The sequence below is a fragment of the Streptomyces sp. NPDC086835 genome, assembly GCF_044745705.1.
GTDB lineage: Bacteria > Actinomycetota > Actinomycetes > Streptomycetales > Streptomycetaceae > Streptomyces.
In genome coordinates this window covers 69,558-85,190 of record NZ_JBIVAU010000012.1, presented here as the reverse complement: position 1 = coordinate 85,190, position 15,633 = coordinate 69,558, and the positions used below count along the sequence as shown (strand labels likewise).

Here is a 15,633-nt window from a genome sequence, read left to right as displayed (position 1 = left end):
TTCCGGCGCCGTGATCACGACCACTGGGGGGTGTCCCCGGGGTATGGCCTGCCCTACCCCGCGGCACCCCGCGGGACCGGCCGCCCCGTCCGTGGGACCATCCGAAGTATGAGTACGGTCGAAAAGGCGCTGGCGGCGGCGCTGTACGGGGAGGGCGACGAGGCGCTCGACACCGGCGCGTCCCTGCTCGCCGCCGACCCGTCCGCCGACGACGAGCTGCGCCTTCGCGGCGAGGAGTTCGTGCGGCGGGCGTGGGAGCGGGGCTGGCAGCCGGCCGACGTCGTGCGGCTGGTCCGACGGGACCTCGACGACACGCACGAACTGCTGGCGGCGGGGCTGATCACGGCGGAGACGAAGCGCTACGGCCCGCGGCTCGCACCCCGCTTCCGTGCCCAGCTCGGCGACCTGGCCGGCCTGCAGCCGCCCAGGTCGGACCGCTTCTCGCACGCCACGGCCCTGTTGGAGCTGTACCGGCTGCTCTCCCGTCTCCCGGCGATCGAACCGGTCGGCCCCGTCCCGGGCGAGTCCCTGGCCTCCGTGCCGGCGTCACCGTACGAGCCGCGCATGCTCGGGCGGATCCGGGCGCTGCTGGCGAAGGCGGAGGCCACCGGCTACCCACAGGAGGCGGAGGCGCTCACCGCGAAGGCACAGGAGCTGATGGCCCGGCACAGCGTCGACGAGGCGCTGCTGGCCGCCCGTACGCACAGCCCGGACGCCCCGTCCGCGTGCCGGATAGGTGTGGACGCCCCCTACGAGACGGCGAAGGCGGTCCTGCTCGACGCGGTGGCCGCCGCGAACCGCTGCCGAGCGGTGTGGAACAGCGCGTTCGCCTTCTCGACCGTCGTCGGCTTCGAGAGTGATCTCGAGTCGGTCGAGCTGCTCCACACGTCCCTGCTCGTCCAGGGCGCGGCGGCCCTCACCAAGGCGGAGTCCGCGCAGCGGGCCGGCGGCCGCCGGCGGACCAAGACCTTCCGCCAGTCGTTCTGGACCGCGTACGCGAGCCGCCTGGGCGAACATCTGACCGCTGTCGCCGACGAGGTGGTCACCGCCGACCTGCTGCCGGTCCTGGCATCGCGGGACGTGGCGGTGGCCTCGCACACCGACCGGATGTTCCCGGAGACGACGACCACCCGAGTGCGCGGCGCCACGGACCTCGACGGCTGGCAGGACGGCCGCGCCGCGGCGGACCGCGCCGAGCGGCGGGGCCCGGCGCCGTCGGCGGGACGTATCGCACGCGGGCCCCGGCACTAGGCACGCCCCGCCGGCCGAAGGCGCTGCCCCCTCCGGCCCGGCCTCCGCGTCACTGCCTGGCCCCGTCAGTCGGCGCGCTGCCGCCTCCTGGCCGCGGCCATGACCGCCACGCAGACGATCACCGCGCCGAGCAGCAGCCACTCGAGGACGCCCAGCCACTCCGGCAGGAGGCGGTACGTGGTGCCGTCCCGGTACACACAGGTGGCCTGGGCGGGGAAGATGTCGCGGTCCACGCGCGCGGCGCGGTCGTAGATGCCGGTCACGAACGCCGAGCAGGCCTGCAGGGGCTCCTTCCCCGGCGAGGTCAGCGCCGTGCCGCCGGCGTGGACGAGAGCGAGGGCGAATCCGGCGCCCACGGCGGTTGCCCCCATCCGCCGGGCCGCCTTCTCGTGATCGGGCCGGACGAACTCCAGCGTGGTCGCGGCGACGGCGCAGGCGGCCGTGGCGGCGACGCACGCCCACATCACCCACACCAGCGCGCCGGCGGTGGAGATGGTCGTGCCGTCCGCGAACACGCACCGCACGTCCGGCGGCAGGCTGCTCCGCTCGACGGTGAACGGGCCGCCGGGGCCGACCAGCCCGTGGCTGCACCGCTCGTCCAGTTCGGAGATCGCCGCCAGCAGGCCGGCCGCCAGCCAGACGACGACGGACGCGCACAGCAGCAACGCGAAGGCGATCCACAGCCCGTCCGACGACAACCGCGCCGTGCGTATGTTCGACATGGTGAGAGCGTAGGGCCCAGGTGTGGCCCGCCGGGCAACGCACTGTGCCCGGAGGTCGGGTGAAATGCCGGGAAAGGTCGTTACGCTCGGCCCATGAGCTGGCTCCGGGCGCTGAAGGAGACCGCCCTTTCGGGGCTGAAGGTCGAGCGGAAACGGCTGGAACCGCTCATCGCCCTCCGGGGCGCCGCCGGGCTGGCGCTCGTCGTCGGCGCGGGACTCACGCTCTTCGGCCCAGCGGTCGCCGTGAGTTCCGCCTTCGGCGCGTTCCAGGCCGCCATCGCCACGTTCCAGCGCAGCTGGCGGCCCCGGCCGGTCCTCGCGCTCCTGTCGGGAGCGACGCTCGCCGTCTCCACCTTCCTCGGCTACCTCACCGGCGCTCATGTCGCCCTGTTCCTCGCCCTGCTGACGCTGTGGACCTTCCTCGGCGGCCTCCTGTGGGCGGTGGGGCCGACCGCCGGGATCATGGCCTCCTCCAACATCGCCATCATGCTGGTGACCGTCACACTGCCCACGTCGGTCGCCGCCGCGGCGGGCCATGCCGCCATGATCGCCGTCGGCGGGGTCGTACAGGCTCTGCTCGTCGTCCTGTTCCCCGTACGCCGCTGGGGCGCGCAGCGCGACGCGCTCGCCGACGCGCTCGCGGCGGAGGCCGACTACGCGCGCAGGCTCCGCGACGACCCGACCGCGTCCTTCGACCCGGCCCCGCTGATGCACGCCCGCAGTGCCGCTGCCGTCACCCCGCGGCAGGCCAGGCGCAGGCCGGCGGAGCTGCACGGCACCCGCGGCGTCGCCGAACGCATCAGACCCGTGCTCGCCTCACTGGCCGACCCGGCCGTCGGCGTCCCCGCCAAGGGCCCGGCCCGCGACCGGGTGCGCGAACTCCTCCACGCCGCGGGGACGGTGCTCGACGCCGCGGCGCGTGCCGTACGGCACGGGGAGGCCGTCCTGGTGCCGCCGGCCGCGGCCGCCGCCCTGCGGACGCCCGACACCGGCGCCCTCCTCTCCGGGCCGCCCCGCCGAGCGTCCCTGCGGCTGACCGCACTGCTCGACGAGGTCGTCGGCACGGCACGCGGCGCGGGCCACGCCGAGTCCGACCACCGCACACGGCACGGGCTGGTGCGGTTGGTCCCCGGCGCGCTGCGGGCGATGCGCGACGAACTGCGCCCCGACTCGCCGGTGCTGCGGCACGCGGTCCGCTCGTCGGCGGTCGTGGCCGCCGGTTATCTGCTGGGCACGGCGCTCCCGTTGGGCCACGGCTACTGGGCGCCCCTGACGGCGGTCATGGTCATGCGCCCGGACTTCTCCCAGACCTACGGCCGTTCCGTCGCCCGCTTCTGCGGCACCCTCGTCGGTGTGGGCGTGGCGACGGCGGTGGTGCAGACGGCCCGGCCCGGCACCTATGTCAGCGCGGGCATCGCCGTCCTGTGCGCCTTCGGCATGTACCTCGTCATGCGCACCGGGTACGCGGTGGCCAGCGTCTTCATCTCCGCCTACGTGGTCTTCCTGCTCGGCACCGGCGGCGAGGACTGGGCCCAGACGGTTCCCCAGCGGGTGCTGCTCACCTTCCTCGGCGGGGTGCTGGCGATGCTCGCCTATGCCCTCTACCCGGCCTGGGAGACCCCGCGCCTGCACCACCGGCTCGCCGACTGGCTGCTCGCGAACGGCCGTTACGCCGCGGCCGTCCTCGACCGGTACGCCGATCCCGCCGAGGGGCCGGACACGTCCGGACCGCCGGGATCGGCGGACGTCCGGGGCACGCTGCTCGACTCGCGTGACGCCCGGATCGCCTGGCGGGACGCCCTGTCCAAGGCCAAGCACGAGCCCGTGCGCTCCCGTGTGCTGTCACGCAGAACGGCGGAGGACGCGGGCCGGGCACTCGCCCAGGCGGGCAGGGTCGCGATGCTCATCGAGGCGCACCTGCCCGAGTACGGCGGCGGTCAGGGCGCCGTGCCGGTGCCTGCCGCCGCCGCGCTGGCCGAGGTGCTGCGTCACGCCGTCGAGGAGGGCGCGGAAGCGGTACGCGAGAACCGGGTGCCGGACTGGGGGCCGGTGCACGAGGTCGTGGACCGCTGGGGGACGACGGAGACGTCCGACGCCGTCCTGCGGGGCGGAGCCGTCCAACTCCTCGCCGCCCTGGACGACCTGGCCGACGCCATGGCCGCGAGGCAGGGCGACGACGGGCCGCGGACCCATGAGGGACCCGCGGCCCGGTGACAAGGTAGGAGACGTGCGGGGCGGCTCACCACCGGCGACCGGCCGGCGGTGAACCGCGGCCGTCACGGGGTCGGGAAGTCCGACGGCAGGCCGGTCGGCAGACCGTCGGGCAGCGCGCCCGCCTCGCTCTTCTTGAGCGTGTCCTTCTTGCCGGCGTCCCACGAGATGACCAGCGTCGTCCCGTCGTGGGACTCGATCGAGCCCAGCGTGCGGTCGGTGTTCCCGTCCGCGCACTTCAGCGACAGCGTCTGCTTGCCCGTGTCCTGCACCTCACCGGTGCAGGCGTGCCCGTCGGCGACGATCGCGGCGTTGGAGCCCTGGACGGACAGCGCGACCGGCTTCCCGTCGCTCAGTCCGGTCCAGGTGCCCTCGATGTCGCGGGCCCTGCCCTCGCCGCCGCCGCTGTCGCCGCCGGCCTCGGTGGGCGAGGCCGTGGCCTGGTCCTTGCCGGCGTCGTCGCTGTCGCCGCTGCCGCATCCGGTCAGCGCGAGGGCGGCGACGAGGCCCGCCGCGACGGCCGATGTACGTACGAGCTTGAGCACGGATCTGTCCCCCTGATCGATAGCAAGACCGCGCCAAGCTACCAGGAGGACTTGCGTACTCCGGGCAGGAAGCCGGCGTGCGCCTGCTCACGCGTCCGCACCCTGGAGAGCCCGAACTTCCGCAGGTGGCCCCGCGGTCGGCCGTCCACCGCGTCCCTGTTGCGGACGCGTGTCGGGCTGGCGTCACGCGGCTGACGGCGTAGTTCGGCCTGCGCGGCCTGCCGCTCCTCCTCGCCCGTGTCCGGCCTGCGGAGGATCTCCTTCAGCTCCGCCCGCCGGGCCGCGTACCGCTCGACGACCGCCTTGCGGTGCTCGTTGCGTGCCACCTTGCTCTTCTTCGCCATCAGACCTTCACCCCGCGCGCACGGATCCGGGCGACGGCGGCCTCGACGCCGATCACGTCGACGGTCTTGACCGCCCGCGCGCTGAGCGTGAGACGGACATGGCGGCCCTCACCGGGGAGCCAGTAGCGCTTGCGCTGGATGTTGGGGTCGAAGCGGCGGGACGTGCGCCGGTGCGAGTGGGAGATCCGATTGCCGAAGCCGGGCCTGGCCCCGGTCAGCATGCAGTGCGCGGACATGGTGATGCACCTCTCGTGAGAGCCCATTTGGTAATGGAAATCATTTCCATATACTAGCCCCATGGCTCGCAACGACATCCGCCCGGTCATCAAGCTCCGCTCCACCGCGGGCACCGGCTACACCTACGTCACCCGCAAGAACCGCCGTAACGACCCCGACCGGCTGACCCTTCGCAAGTACGACCCCGTCGCAGGCCGCCACGTCGACTTCCGAGAGGAGCGCTGACATGAAGTCCGGCATCCACCCGCCCTACGCCCCCGTCGTCTTCCGCGACAAGGCCGCCGGCTTCGCCTTCCTGACCCGGTCGACGGCCACCAGCGACAAGACGGTCGACTGGGAGGACGGCAACACCTATCCCGTCATCGACGTCGAGATCTCCTCCGCGAGCCACCCCTTCTACACAGGGACGGCACGCGTCCTGGACACCGCCGGCCGCGTCGAGCGCTTCGAGCGCCGGTACGGAGGCCGACGGTGACGCTGCCCGTCGCACTCGTCGGCGGGCTGCACGCCGACGCACGCCGGGCCGCCGTGGAACGGCTGCTCGCCACGGTGCCCGGCAGCGTCGCCCTCCACCACGACCTCTCGACCGCCGGACGGGGCACGGTCACCAGGACGGTCCGCGACGCACAGGGCGTCCGCGACACCGGCGAGACGCCGCTCGTCAACGACTGCGCCTGCTGCGCGCTGCGTGAGGACCTGGTGCCCGAGCTGGCGCGGCTCGCCGCGGACGGCGCCACCGGCCTCGCGATCGTCGAGCTGTGGGACTCGGTCGAGCCCAAGGCCATGGCCGAGGTGATCGCCGCGCACGGCGGCGAAGGTATCGCCCTGACATCGGTGATGACCGCGGTGGACCCCGCGCTGCTTCTGCCGTATCTCGCAAACGGCGACGACCTGGCGGAAGCGGGCCTCGCAGCGGCGGCCACGGACCGGCGCACGATCGCGGACACCTGGGCGCGTCAGCTGGAGTACGCTCCGGTCCTCGCCCTCGTCGACAGCGAGGAGGCGGACGACGAGGACCGCGCCCTGCTGGCACAGCTGCACCCGACGGCCCGGCGGATCGCGGTGGACGGCGAGGAGTTGGCCGCCGCGGCCGTTGCCGGGTTCGACGTGGACGCGGCCGGCGCCGCGCAGCATCCGGCCTGCGCACTGCTGCCGCAGGAGGCCGACGACTGCGGCGTCGCCACCTATGTGTGGCACAGGTGCCGGCCCTTCCACCCGGAGCGCCTCTACCAGGCGCTGGAGGACCTGACCTGCGCGGCGGCGCGCAGCCGTGGCCGGTTCTGGCTCGCCGACCGGCCGGACACCCTGCTGGCCTGGGACGCGGCCGGGGGCGCGCTCTGTGTCGAAAGCGCGGGGCCCTGGCTCGCCTCGCTGCCGGACGCCGCATGGGAGATGGTTCCGCCGGTGCGCCGGGCGGCCGCCGCGCTGGACTGGCACCCCGAGCACGGCGACCGCTGCCAGCATCTGGTGTTCACCTCGCCGGGCCTCGACCGCGACGGACTCGAGCAACTCCTCGAGTCGTGCCTGCTGACCGACGCCGAGTACGCCGCGGGCCGCGAGGCCTGGAAGCGGCTGCCGCCCGCCTTCGACTCCCTACTGGAGGTCTGACATGTCACCGCGCCGCAAGGAAACGCGCACACCGCTCAGGTCCCGCCCCAATCCGCTGGACCGGGCCGGCATCACCTACATCGACTACAAGGACACCGATCTGCTGCGGAAGTTCGTCTCGGACCGGGGGAAGATCCGCAGCCGCCGGGTGACCAGGGTGACCGCTCAGCAGCAGCGGCAGCTGGCCCGGGCCGTCAAGAACGCGAGGGAGATGGCGCTGCTGCCCTACTCCTCCTCCGGCTCGACCGGCTGAACGGGTGGGCGCGGTCGTACGTATCCCCGGGGGCGCCGGAACCGGGTCGCGAAGGACGGCACCGATCGGCGGGAGCAGACGTCTCTATCGATGGGGCCGCTGTAACCGCGGGGACACCCCGCGTGCACGTGCATCTGCTCGTGCATCCGCGTCATGCATCTGCATGTGAACACAGCTATGATCCCGGATAGTTGACACTTGCACCTTGCACCCCGGGAGCGACTTGTGCACCAGGTCTACAACGGCATGGCGGCGACGGAGCTTCGCGGGGTCGTCTGGCAGAAGAGCCGGCACAGCAATTCGCAGGGTTCGTGCGTGGAGCTCGCCAGACTGCCGGACGGCGACGTGGCGATGCGCAATTCGCGGCACCCCGACGGGCCCGCGCTCGTCTACACGCCCGCCGAGATAGAAGCACTGCTTCTGGGCGTCAAGGACGGGGAGTTCGATCATCTGATCGCGGGGGCGTGAGGCCCTGCCGCGCCGGCGCGCGCGACGCCGGGACACGCGAACGGGTCCCGGCGCGGGCGACTACTGCAGACGGAACGGCGGCTACTGCAGACGGAACAGCGCCCAGACCACCTTGCCGCGCAGCGACCCCGCGAGCGGGTGCCAGCCCCAGCCGTCGCTGAAGGAGTCGACCAGGAAGAGGCCGCGGCCGGACTCGGCGGCGAAGTCCTCCTCTGCCTCGCGCGACCGGGGGCCGTCGTGGCTGGGGTCGCGCACCGCGCACACCAGGCGGCCGGTCCACCGCATCAGGTGCAGCCGCACCGGGGCTTCCTTGGCGGGCTCGTGCGGGGCGCCGTCGGACGGCAGGGCGTGCCGCAGGGCGTTGGTCACGAGCTCGGAGACGACCAGGGCGACATCGTCGAAGCGTTCGTCCAGCTGCCACTGGCCCAGTGTGTTCTTGGTGAACAGACGGGCGCCGCGCACCGCTTCGAAGCGGGCGGGCAGGGCGCACGAGGCCGAACTCGAGACGGCCGCGGGGTCGAAGGGGGGAAGGCCCTGCCGTAACGGCTCGAGCATGGTGGATCCATTCGGTCCCATGCGAGGCACTCCCGGGAATCGCGGCTGTGACGCTTCAACACGAACGAGCACGCAGGTGCGCGAGGACCATGGTTCCGAATGCGTAGGGCAGATGCAAGGGCAGATGCACGTGCACGCGCCGGACCTGTCCGTCCCCGTGCCGGTTCTTACTCATTTCTTCCACCAATATCTTGCGAGCTCTGCCTGACGCCTTCTCATTTCCGTAATCGAATGAGTACGGGCTGAAGCGTTTTGGTGGCAGAATCCCGCTCTTGGGGTTCGGGGGGACCTCCGGAAGCATCGGTGTCGAGCGAGCAGAGCGTGCACAGCGGGGATGGGGAGGGTCGAAGTCGTGGCAGCAGGCGAGTCAGCGTGGTCGTGGGAACAGTCCCGCGCCGAGGGCCCGGGCGGAGGTTCGGTGGTGCGGCGCATCCTTCTGGGCTCACAGCTCAGAAGGCTGAGGGAGTCGCGTGGCATCACGCGAGAGGCGGCCGGCTACTCGATCCGCGCGTCCGAATCCAAGATCAGCCGTATGGAGTTGGGCCGGGTGAGCTTCAAGGCGCGCGACGTGGAGGACCTGCTGACGCTCTACGGCGTCGCCGACGACAGCGAACGCGATGCGCTGCTCGGGCTCGCCAAGGAGGCCAACGTCGCCGGCTGGTGGCACAGCTTCGGTGACGTACTGCCCGGCTGGTTCCAGACATACATCGGCCTCGAGGGCGCCGCCTCGCTGATCCGTATCTACGAAGTGCAGTTCGTGCACGGGCTGTTGCAGACCGAGTCCTACGCGCACGCCGTCGTCACCCGTGGCATGCCCGACGCGCCCCGGGCCGAGATCGACCGCCGCGTGGCCCTGCGCCTGGAGCGCCAGAAGACCCTCGTCTCCGAGCGGGCCCCGCACCTGCACGCCGTGCTGGACGAGGCGGCCCTGCGCCGCCCGTACGGCGACCGGGCGGTGATGCAGGCCCAGCTGCGCCATCTGATCGAGGTCTCCGAGCACCCGAACATCACGCTCCAGGTGATGCCCTTCAGCTTCGGCGGCCACGCGGGCGAGAGCGGCGCCTTCACCATGCTGCGCTTCCCGGAGTCGGACCTCTCCGACATCGTCTACCTCGAGCAGCTGACCAGTGCGCTGTACCTGGACAAGCGCGAGGAGGTCGCCCAGTACGAGCGGGTGATGGAGCGGCTGACCGAGGACAGTCCGGATCCGGCCGAGACCCGGGACCTTCTTCGGGGCCTCCTCCAACTCATCTGAAACATAAGTACGATGACGCAACATCAGACGTCCGTGCTCATGCCTCTGGAGTAAGGGATCACATGTCCTTCTTCACCGATCTGGCCCAGCAGTACATAGACGGCGAGTGGAGGCCGGGCACCGGCTCCTGGGACATCATCGACTTCAATCCCTACGACGGTGAGAAGCTCGCCTCGATCCCCGTGGCCACGGCCGACGAGGTGGACCAGGCATACCGGGCGGCGGAGCGCGCCCAGCGGGCGTGGGCGGACACCAACCCGTACGCCCGACGGACCGTCTTCGAGCGGGCCCTTCGGATCATCGAGGACCGCGAGGAGGAGATCGCCGAGGCGATCGTCGCCGAGCTCGGCGGCACCCGCCTCAAGGCGGCGTTCGAGCTGCACCTCGCCAAGGAGTTCATGCGCGAGGCGGTGCACCTGGCGCTGCGGCCGGAGGGGCGCATCCTGCCCTCGCCGGTCGACGGCAAGGAGAACCGCGTCTACCGGGTCCCGGTCGGCGTGGTGGGCGTCATCAGTCCCTTCAACTTCCCCTTCCTGCTGTCGGTCAAGTCGGTCGCCCCGGCGCTCGCCCTCGGCAACGCCGTGGTCCTCAAGCCGCACCAGAACACCCCGATCTGCGGCGGCTCACTGGTGGCCAAGGTGTTCGAGGAGGCGGGGCTGCCGGCCGGTCTGCTGAACGTCGTGATCACGGACATAGCCGAGATAGGCGACGCGCTCATCGCGCACCCGATACCGAAGGTGATCTCCTTCACCGGCTCCGACAAGGTGGGCCGGCACGTGGCCACCGTCTGCGCGGCCAACTTCAAGCACGCCGTTCTCGAACTCGGCGGCAACAGCGCGCTGATCGTGCTCGACGACGCCGACATCGACTACGCGGTGGACGCCGCGGTCTTCAGCCGGTTCGTGCACCAGGGCCAGGTCTGCATGGCCGCCAACCGCATCCTGGTGGACCGCTCGGTCGAGAAGGAGTTCACCGAGAAGTTCGTCGCCAAGGTGCGGACCCTCAAGGTGGGCGACCCGGCCGACCCCGCGACCCACATCGGCCCCCTCATCAACTCCTCCCAGGCGGACGCGGTCTCCGCGCTGGTCGAGCAGACGGTGGAGGCGGGCGCGACGGCACTGCTGCACGGCGCCATCGACGGGAACCTCGTCTCCCCTTCGGTGCTGACCGGCATCCCCGCCGACTCGCCGGTACTGACGCAGGAGATCTTCGGCCCGGTGGCCCTGATCGTCCCCTTCGACGGCGAGGACGAGGCGGTCAGGATCGCCAACGAGACGCCGTACGGCCTGAGCGGCGCCGTGCACACCGGTGACGTGGAGCGGGGTGTGCGGCTCGCCAAGCGGGTGGACACCGGCATGATCCACATCAACGACGGCACCGTGCACGACGAGCCGATCGTGCCCTTCGGCGGTGAGAAGCAGTCGGGTCTCGGCAGGCTGAACGGTGACTCGATGCTCGACGCCTTCACCACCCAGAAGTGGATCTCGGTACAGCACGGGCGCTCGCGGTTCCCGTTCTGACGAAACCTCTCGGCGCGAGCCCTTGCGGACAGAACCTGACCGCAAGGGCCCGTAGCTTGTGAGGTGTCGGCAGGAAGGCGCACGGCCCTCCTCCACGATCCGGAAGGCGGACACACCATGGTCACCCACGTTCCCGCGGAGGCCCACGGCGACGAGCGCGGCGCGCTCCTGTCCTTCGTCGAGGCGCAGCGGGGCGCGATCCGGCGCTCCGTCCTCGGTCTGACGGAGGAGCAGGCGGCGAGCCGGCCGAGCGCGAGCGAGCTGTCGCTGTCGGGGCTGGTCAAGCATGTGGCGGAGATGGAGCTGAACTGGCTGCGGCTGGCGCAGCAGCGGCCGAACGAGCGGCAGCGCAGCGAGGAGACCTGGGGCGACAGCTTCCGTCTGGTCGGCGAGGAGACCGTGCCGGGTGTGCTGGCCTTCTGGGACTCGGTCGCGAAGGAGACGGAGGAGTTCATCCGCTCCGTGCCGAGCATGGACGACACCTTCCCGCTGCCCCCGGCGCCCTGGTTCCCCAAGGACGCGCGCGTCTCGATGCGGTGGCTGATGATGCACCTGGTCGAGGAGATCGCCCGGCACGCGGGCCACGCGGACATCATCCGCGAGTCGCTGGACGGCAAGGGCGCGTTCGACCTGGTCGCGCTGGAACAGGGTGGGGACTGGGGCGCGTGATGACCGCTGCGTACCCTGGTCAAAGTTGATCAGGAGGTACGCGGATGTCAGCGATCCGGCTTCTCGTCCTGGGGGCCGTGCGCCAGCACGGACGGGCACACGGCTACCAGGTCCGCAACGATCTCGAGTACTGGGGCGCCCACGAGTGGTCCAACGCCAAGCCGGGGTCGATCTATCACGCGCTCAAGCAGATGGCGAAGCAGGGACTGCTGCACGCCCATGAGATCGCCCCGTCGACGGCCGGCGGGCCGCCGCGCACCGAGTACGAGATCACCGAGCGGGGCACCGAGGAGTTCTTCTCGCTCCTGCGTGAATCCCTGACGGCGCACGACCAGAAGACGGACGTGCTCTCGGCCGCCATCGGGTTCATCGTCGATCTGCCCCGGGACGAGGCGGTGGCACTGCTCAAGGAGAGAGTGCGCGGTCTGGAGCAGTGGCGGGCGTCGGTCACCGAGTACTACACGCCGGAAGAGGGGCCCCAGTCCCTGGGCCACATCGGCGAGATCATGAACATGTGGGTCTCGTCCGCGGACTTCGGCGCGGAGTGGACACGCGGCCTGATCCGCCGGATCGAGGAGGGCGCCTACACCTTCGCGGGTGAGGGCGAACCGTTCGTCGGGGTGCGGGCGGAGGGCGAGGAGAACCCTTACGCGACGGGCGAGCCGCATGAGGGCGATCTCGACTAATCAAGTTTGACCAATCGATTTCAGGGGACTATTTTACGGCGGTGGTCAAATTTGACTACTGTTTCCAAGGGTGCTGGAGGAGACGGATGACGGACGCGATCGTCGTCGAGGGTGTACGGAAGCGGTACGGGGACAAGCGCGCTCTGGACGGCCTGGACCTGACGGTGGCGCGCGGCACCGTGCACGGCGTGCTCGGTCCCAACGGCGCGGGCAAGACCACCGCCGTACGGGTCATGGCGACACTGCTGCGGCACGACGAGGGCGTGGTGCGCGTCGCCGGTCACGACGTACGCACCCAGGCCGGCGAGGTCCGCAGGCGGATCGGTCTGCTCGGGCAGCACGCGGCGGTCGACGAGGAGCTCGGTGGCCGGCAGAACCTCGAGATGTTCGGGCGGCTTTACCACCTCGGCGCACGCCGGGCGGGGAGAAGGGCCGACGAACTGCTCGAGCGGTTCGACCTCGCGGACACCGGACGCAAGGCGGTCAAGCTGTACAGCGGCGGCATGCGCAGAAGGCTCGACCTCGCGGCCTCGCTGATCACCGAGCCCGAAGTGCTGTTCCTCGACGAACCGACGACAGGGCTCGACCCGCGCGGCCGGGCCGAGGTGTGGGCCTCGGTGCGCTCCCTCGTCGGCGCCGGCACCACGGTGCTGCTGACCACGCAGTACCTGGAGGAGGCCGACCAGCTCGCCGACCGGATCTCGGTCGTCGACGCCGGACGGGTGATCGCGGAGGGCACGGCGGACGAGCTGAAGGCGAAGACCGGCGGCGACCGGATCGACGTGGTCCTGCGGGACACGGACCGCCTCGCCCTCGTCGCCTCCATGCTCCCCGGCGAGGCGACCGTGGACCCCGATCGGCGGCTGGTCAGCGCGCCGGTGAGCGACCGGATGGCGGCTCTGACCGAGACCGTGCGGGCACTGGAGGCGGCCGGGGTGGAGGCAGAGGACCTGTCCATCCGCCGCCCCACCCTCGACGAGGTCTTCCTCCACCTGACGAAGGAGCACGCGGCATGAGCAGTTACGTACTGACCGACTCCTGGACCATGACCCGGCGCGAACTCGCGCACTGGGCACGGCAGCCCGTGCAGGTCGTGGTCGGGCTCGTCTTCCCCGTGATGCTGCTGCTGATGTTCGGCTATCTGATCGGTGGCGGCCGGGGCGTGGAAGGGGCCTACGTCGACTTCCTGATTCCGGGCATGCTCGCGCTGACCATGGCCTTCGGCCTCGAGGCGACGATGCTCGCGGTCACCCAGGACCTCAACAAGGGCGTCATCGACCGCTTCAGATCCATGCCCATGGCGTCGTCCGCGGTGCTGGTCGGGCGGAGCTTCGCGGACATGCTGCAGTCGGCGCTCGGCCTGCTGGTCATGATCGGCGTCGGCCATGCCATCGGATGGCGCTGGAACGGCGGCTTCGGCGCGCTGCTCGGGGCCGTGGGGCTGCTCCTCCTGCTGCGCTTCGCGATGCTGTGGGCCGGTATCCACCTCGCCATGGTCGCGGGGAAGCCGGAGCTGGTGCAGGCCGTGCAGATCCTCGTCTGGCCGGTCGGCTTCCTGTCCAACGCCTTCGCGACGCCCGAATCGATGCCGGGCTGGCTGGGCGCGGCCGTCGAATGGAACCCGATCTCGGCGACCGCGACGACGGTCCGCGACCTCGCCGGCATCCCGGACGTGGCCACGGGCTCCTGGGCGGCGGAGCACGCGGACCTGCTGGCGGTGGCCTGGCCGCTGGTGCTGGTCGCGGTCTTCTTCCCGCTGGCGGTCTCCCGCTTCCGGCGTCTGGGCCGCTGAGTCGGGGCACCGCACCGGCCGCGGCCGGTGCGGTGCCGCGCCCTCAGTGGTGGAAGGCCGTCGCCTCCGCGCTGTTTCTGCTCAAAGGGTGGGACTGTGCGCGCAGTTCGGGAATCAGCAGCCGCAGATCCTCCAGGAGCAGTTCCGCGAGGTCCGCCGAGAAGCCGTTGCGGCAGACCACCCGCAGCACCGAGAGGTCCCGGCGGTTCGCGGGGAAGGTGTAGGCGGGCACCAGCCACCCCTTCTCCCGCAGCCGCCGCGACACGTCGAAGACGTCGAAGGACGTCACGTCCGGGGCGGTCGTGAACGCGAAGACGGGCAGCTGGTCGCCCCGCGTGAGCAGCTGGAAGTCGTCCAGAGCCCCGATCCGGTCGGCGAGCCCCGTCGCGACCTCGCGGGCGGTCCGCTGGACGGCCCGGTAGCCCTCGCGCCCGAGCCGCAGGAACGTGTAGTACTGCGCCACGACCTGCGCGCCGGGGCGGGAGAAGTTGAGGGCGAAGGTCGGCATGTCGCCGCCCAGGTAGTTCACCCGGAAGACCAGCTCCTCGGGGAGTTCGTCGGGCGACCGCCACAGCGCCCACCCCACGCCGGGGTAGACCAGCCCGTACTTGTGCCCTGAGGTGTTGATCGAGCGCACGCGCGGCTGCCGGAAGTCCCAGACGAGCTCCTCGTCGAGGAACGGGGCGACCATCGCGCCCGACGCTCCGTCGACATGGACCGGGATGTCCAGGCCGGTGTGCTCCTGGAGGTCGTCCAGCGCGGCACAGAGCTCGCCGACCGGCTCGTAGGAGCCGTCGAAGGTCGAACCGAGGACCGCCACCACCCCGATGGTGTTCTCGTCGCACAGCTCGGCGGCGGCCTGCGGGTCGAGATGGAAGCGGTTCCCCTCCATCGGCACGAGCCGTGCCTCGACCTCCCAGAAGTTGCAGAACTTGTCCCAGCAGACCTGCACGTTGACGCCCATCACCAGGTTGGGCCGGGCCTTCGCCGGATAGCGGTCGCCGTTCCGCTTCGCCCACCGCCGCTTGAGGGCCATCCCGGCGAGCATGCAGGCCTCGCTCGACCCGGTGGTCGAACAGCCGACGGCCGAGGCCGGGTCCGGCGCGTGCCACAGGTCGGCGAGCATCGCCACACACCTGCGCTCCAGCTCGGCCGTGCGCGGGTACTCGTCCTTGTCGATCATGTTCTTGTCGCGGCACTCGGCCATCAGGTCCGCCGCCTGGGGCTCCATCCAGGTGGTGACGAAGGTGGCGAGATTGAGGCGGGAGTTCCCGTCGAGCATGAGCTCGTCGTGCACCAGCTGATACGCCGTGAGAGGCGGCATCGGGCCGTCCGGGAGGCGGTGCGTGGGCGGGGCGGCCGTCATCCCGCCGACCGGGTCTGCCGGACCGAAGAAGGGATTGACCGCGAGCCTGCGCCGCTCCGGCGTGTGGTCCTCGGTCCCGGTGGTGCCCTGGTGGAGTGCCATAGGCCTCAGGCTCGTACGGGCTTGCACCTCACGCAACGTGAGGCAGCAG

The 15,633-nt window shown here is 71.3% G+C and carries 19 protein-coding genes; 13 read left to right on the top strand and 6 right to left on the bottom strand.

What is annotated here, in order from left to right; translation table 11 throughout:
* The first annotated feature begins 108 nt into the window (after window positions 1-108).
* Complete coding sequence (locus ACIPJI_RS31515; protein ID WP_356620717.1) at window positions 109-1,251, top strand: DUF2786 domain-containing protein; 1,143 nt, start codon at window positions 109-111, stop codon at window positions 1,249-1,251.
* A gap of 65 nt (window positions 1,252-1,316) precedes the next feature.
* Here the strand turns inward: ACIPJI_RS31515 and ACIPJI_RS31510 are convergent, their stop codons facing one another.
* Window positions 1,317-1,973, bottom strand: coding sequence for a hypothetical protein (locus ACIPJI_RS31510; protein WP_356620716.1), 657 nt, complete (start codon window positions 1,971-1,973; stop codon window positions 1,317-1,319).
* Window positions 1,974-2,066: 93 nt separating this feature from the next.
* On the opposite strand from ACIPJI_RS31510, the gene ACIPJI_RS31505 reads away from it, so the two are divergent.
* Window positions 2,067-4,187 (top strand): FUSC family protein, encoded by a 2,121-nt coding sequence (locus ACIPJI_RS31505; protein ID WP_402250184.1) that lies wholly within the window; start codon window positions 2,067-2,069, stop codon window positions 4,185-4,187.
* 62 nt (window positions 4,188-4,249) lie between these two features.
* Here ACIPJI_RS31505 and ACIPJI_RS31500 read toward each other — a convergent pair whose 3' ends face one another.
* Genes ACIPJI_RS31500 through rpmB form a run of 3 tightly spaced genes read right to left on the bottom strand, consistent with a single transcriptional unit; the run spans window position 4,250 to window position 5,309 of the window.
* The gene (locus ACIPJI_RS31500) at window positions 4,250-4,729 is read right to left on the bottom strand and encodes a hypothetical protein (protein WP_402250182.1); all 480 of its coding nucleotides are present in this window, start codon (window positions 4,727-4,729) and stop codon (window positions 4,250-4,252) included.
* Window positions 4,730-4,767: 38 nt separating this feature from the next.
* A complete protein-coding gene (gene rpsN / locus ACIPJI_RS31495; RefSeq protein WP_307707603.1) occupies window positions 4,768-5,073 on the bottom strand; it encodes a 30S ribosomal protein S14 in 306 nt (101 codons plus the stop codon).
* Window positions 5,073-5,309 (bottom strand): 50S ribosomal protein L28, encoded by a 237-nt coding sequence (gene rpmB / locus ACIPJI_RS31490; RefSeq protein WP_307707604.1) that lies wholly within the window; start codon window positions 5,307-5,309, stop codon window positions 5,073-5,075. The genes rpsN and rpmB overlap by 1 nt, the downstream gene beginning before the upstream one ends.
* Window positions 5,310-5,370: 61 nt before the next feature.
* Between rpmB and rpmG the strand changes: the two genes are divergently transcribed.
* From rpmG to ACIPJI_RS31465, 5 genes are all read left to right on the top strand, one after another.
* A complete protein-coding gene (gene rpmG / locus ACIPJI_RS31485) occupies window positions 5,371-5,535 on the top strand; it encodes a 50S ribosomal protein L33 (RefSeq protein WP_005314221.1) in 165 nt (54 codons plus the stop codon).
* A 1-nt stretch (window position 5,536) separates the two neighbouring features.
* Window positions 5,537-5,785 carry a type B 50S ribosomal protein L31 gene (locus ACIPJI_RS31480; RefSeq protein WP_307707605.1) on the top strand — a complete coding sequence of 83 codons (249 nt, stop codon included), beginning with the start codon at window positions 5,537-5,539 and terminating at the stop codon, window positions 5,783-5,785.
* A complete protein-coding gene (locus ACIPJI_RS31475) occupies window positions 5,782-6,918 on the top strand; it encodes a GTP-binding protein (protein ID WP_356620713.1) in 1,137 nt (378 codons plus the stop codon). The genes ACIPJI_RS31480 and ACIPJI_RS31475 overlap by 4 nt, the downstream gene beginning before the upstream one ends.
* Window position 6,919: 1 nt before the next feature.
* The gene (rpsR, locus tag ACIPJI_RS31470; protein WP_307707607.1) at window positions 6,920-7,171 is read left to right on the top strand and encodes a 30S ribosomal protein S18; all 252 of its coding nucleotides are present in this window, start codon (window positions 6,920-6,922) and stop codon (window positions 7,169-7,171) included.
* Between the two features lie 225 nt (window positions 7,172-7,396).
* Entirely contained in the window at window positions 7,397-7,639 is a 243-nt protein-coding gene (locus tag ACIPJI_RS31465; protein ID WP_005314214.1) for a DUF397 domain-containing protein, read from the top strand.
* 81 nt (window positions 7,640-7,720) lie between these two features.
* On the opposite strand, the gene ACIPJI_RS31460 is transcribed toward ACIPJI_RS31465, so the two are convergent.
* Entirely contained in the window at window positions 7,721-8,215 is a 495-nt protein-coding gene (locus tag ACIPJI_RS31460; protein WP_356620712.1) for an ATP-binding protein, read from the bottom strand.
* A gap of 313 nt (window positions 8,216-8,528) precedes the next feature.
* On the opposite strand from ACIPJI_RS31460, the gene ACIPJI_RS31455 reads away from it, so the two are divergent.
* The 6 genes from ACIPJI_RS31455 to ACIPJI_RS31430 all read left to right on the top strand — a co-directional run bounded on the left by ACIPJI_RS31455 (window position 8,529) and on the right by ACIPJI_RS31430 (window position 14,116).
* Window positions 8,529-9,449: a helix-turn-helix transcriptional regulator gene (locus ACIPJI_RS31455; protein ID WP_356620710.1), complete on the top strand. Its 921-nt coding sequence runs from the start codon at window positions 8,529-8,531 to the stop codon at window positions 9,447-9,449.
* A gap of 62 nt (window positions 9,450-9,511) precedes the next feature.
* On the top strand, window positions 9,512-10,969 hold the full coding sequence (locus ACIPJI_RS31450) for an aldehyde dehydrogenase family protein (protein ID WP_402250179.1): 1,458 nt from the start codon (window positions 9,512-9,514) through the stop codon (window positions 10,967-10,969).
* Between the two features lie 117 nt (window positions 10,970-11,086).
* Window positions 11,087-11,638 (top strand): DinB family protein, encoded by a 552-nt coding sequence (locus tag ACIPJI_RS31445; RefSeq protein ID WP_307707611.1) that lies wholly within the window; start codon window positions 11,087-11,089, stop codon window positions 11,636-11,638.
* 44 nt (window positions 11,639-11,682) lie between these two features.
* The gene (locus ACIPJI_RS31440; RefSeq protein WP_307707612.1) at window positions 11,683-12,324 is read left to right on the top strand and encodes a PadR family transcriptional regulator; all 642 of its coding nucleotides are present in this window, start codon (window positions 11,683-11,685) and stop codon (window positions 12,322-12,324) included.
* Between the two features lie 86 nt (window positions 12,325-12,410).
* The gene (locus ACIPJI_RS31435) at window positions 12,411-13,340 is read left to right on the top strand and encodes an ATP-binding cassette domain-containing protein (protein ID WP_356620705.1); all 930 of its coding nucleotides are present in this window, start codon (window positions 12,411-12,413) and stop codon (window positions 13,338-13,340) included.
* Window positions 13,337-14,116 carry an ABC transporter permease gene (locus ACIPJI_RS31430; protein ID WP_307707614.1) on the top strand — a complete coding sequence of 260 codons (780 nt, stop codon included), beginning with the start codon at window positions 13,337-13,339 and terminating at the stop codon, window positions 14,114-14,116. Before ACIPJI_RS31435 ends, ACIPJI_RS31430 begins: the two co-directional genes overlap by 4 nt.
* Window positions 14,117-14,159: 43 nt before the next feature.
* On the opposite strand, the gene ACIPJI_RS31425 is transcribed toward ACIPJI_RS31430, so the two are convergent.
* Window positions 14,160-15,584 (bottom strand): glutamate decarboxylase, encoded by a 1,425-nt coding sequence (locus ACIPJI_RS31425; protein WP_356620703.1) that lies wholly within the window; start codon window positions 15,582-15,584, stop codon window positions 14,160-14,162.
* Window positions 15,585-15,633: the final 49 nt, after the last annotated feature.

Excerpts from the sequence above, each read along its gene's own strand:
- ACIPJI_RS31445 (WP_307707611.1), top strand. The coding sequence starts at position 11,087 with ATGGTCACCCACGTTCCCGCGGAGGCCCACGGCGACGAGCGCGGCGCG.
- ACIPJI_RS31450 (WP_402250179.1), top strand. The coding sequence starts at position 9,512 with ATGTCCTTCTTCACCGATCTGGCCCAGCAGTACATAGACGGCGAGTGG.
- rpmG (WP_005314221.1), top strand. The coding sequence starts at position 5,371 with ATGGCTCGCAACGACATCCGCCCGGTCATCAAGCTCCGCTCCACCGCG.
- ACIPJI_RS31435 (WP_356620705.1), top strand. The coding sequence starts at position 12,411 with ATGACGGACGCGATCGTCGTCGAGGGTGTACGGAAGCGGTACGGGGAC.
- ACIPJI_RS31480 (WP_307707605.1), top strand. The coding sequence starts at position 5,537 with ATGAAGTCCGGCATCCACCCGCCCTACGCCCCCGTCGTCTTCCGCGAC.
- ACIPJI_RS31515 (WP_356620717.1), top strand. The coding sequence starts at position 109 with ATGAGTACGGTCGAAAAGGCGCTGGCGGCGGCGCTGTACGGGGAGGGC.
- rpsN (WP_307707603.1), bottom strand. The coding sequence starts at position 5,073 with ATGGCGAAGAAGAGCAAGGTGGCACGCAACGAGCACCGCAAGGCGGTC.
- ACIPJI_RS31510 (WP_356620716.1), bottom strand. The coding sequence starts at position 1,973 with ATGTCGAACATACGCACGGCGCGGTTGTCGTCGGACGGGCTGTGGATC.
- ACIPJI_RS31430 (WP_307707614.1), top strand. The coding sequence starts at position 13,337 with ATGAGCAGTTACGTACTGACCGACTCCTGGACCATGACCCGGCGCGAA.
- ACIPJI_RS31505 (WP_402250184.1), top strand. The coding sequence starts at position 2,067 with ATGAGCTGGCTCCGGGCGCTGAAGGAGACCGCCCTTTCGGGGCTGAAG.
- ACIPJI_RS31425 (WP_356620703.1), bottom strand. The coding sequence starts at position 15,584 with ATGGCACTCCACCAGGGCACCACCGGGACCGAGGACCACACGCCGGAG.
- rpmB (WP_307707604.1), bottom strand. The coding sequence starts at position 5,309 with ATGTCCGCGCACTGCATGCTGACCGGGGCCAGGCCCGGCTTCGGCAAT.
- ACIPJI_RS31460 (WP_356620712.1), bottom strand. The coding sequence starts at position 8,215 with ATGGGACCGAATGGATCCACCATGCTCGAGCCGTTACGGCAGGGCCTT.
- ACIPJI_RS31455 (WP_356620710.1), top strand. The coding sequence starts at position 8,529 with ATGGGGAGGGTCGAAGTCGTGGCAGCAGGCGAGTCAGCGTGGTCGTGG.
- rpsR (WP_307707607.1), top strand. The coding sequence starts at position 6,920 with ATGTCACCGCGCCGCAAGGAAACGCGCACACCGCTCAGGTCCCGCCCC.
- ACIPJI_RS31440 (WP_307707612.1), top strand. The coding sequence starts at position 11,683 with ATGTCAGCGATCCGGCTTCTCGTCCTGGGGGCCGTGCGCCAGCACGGA.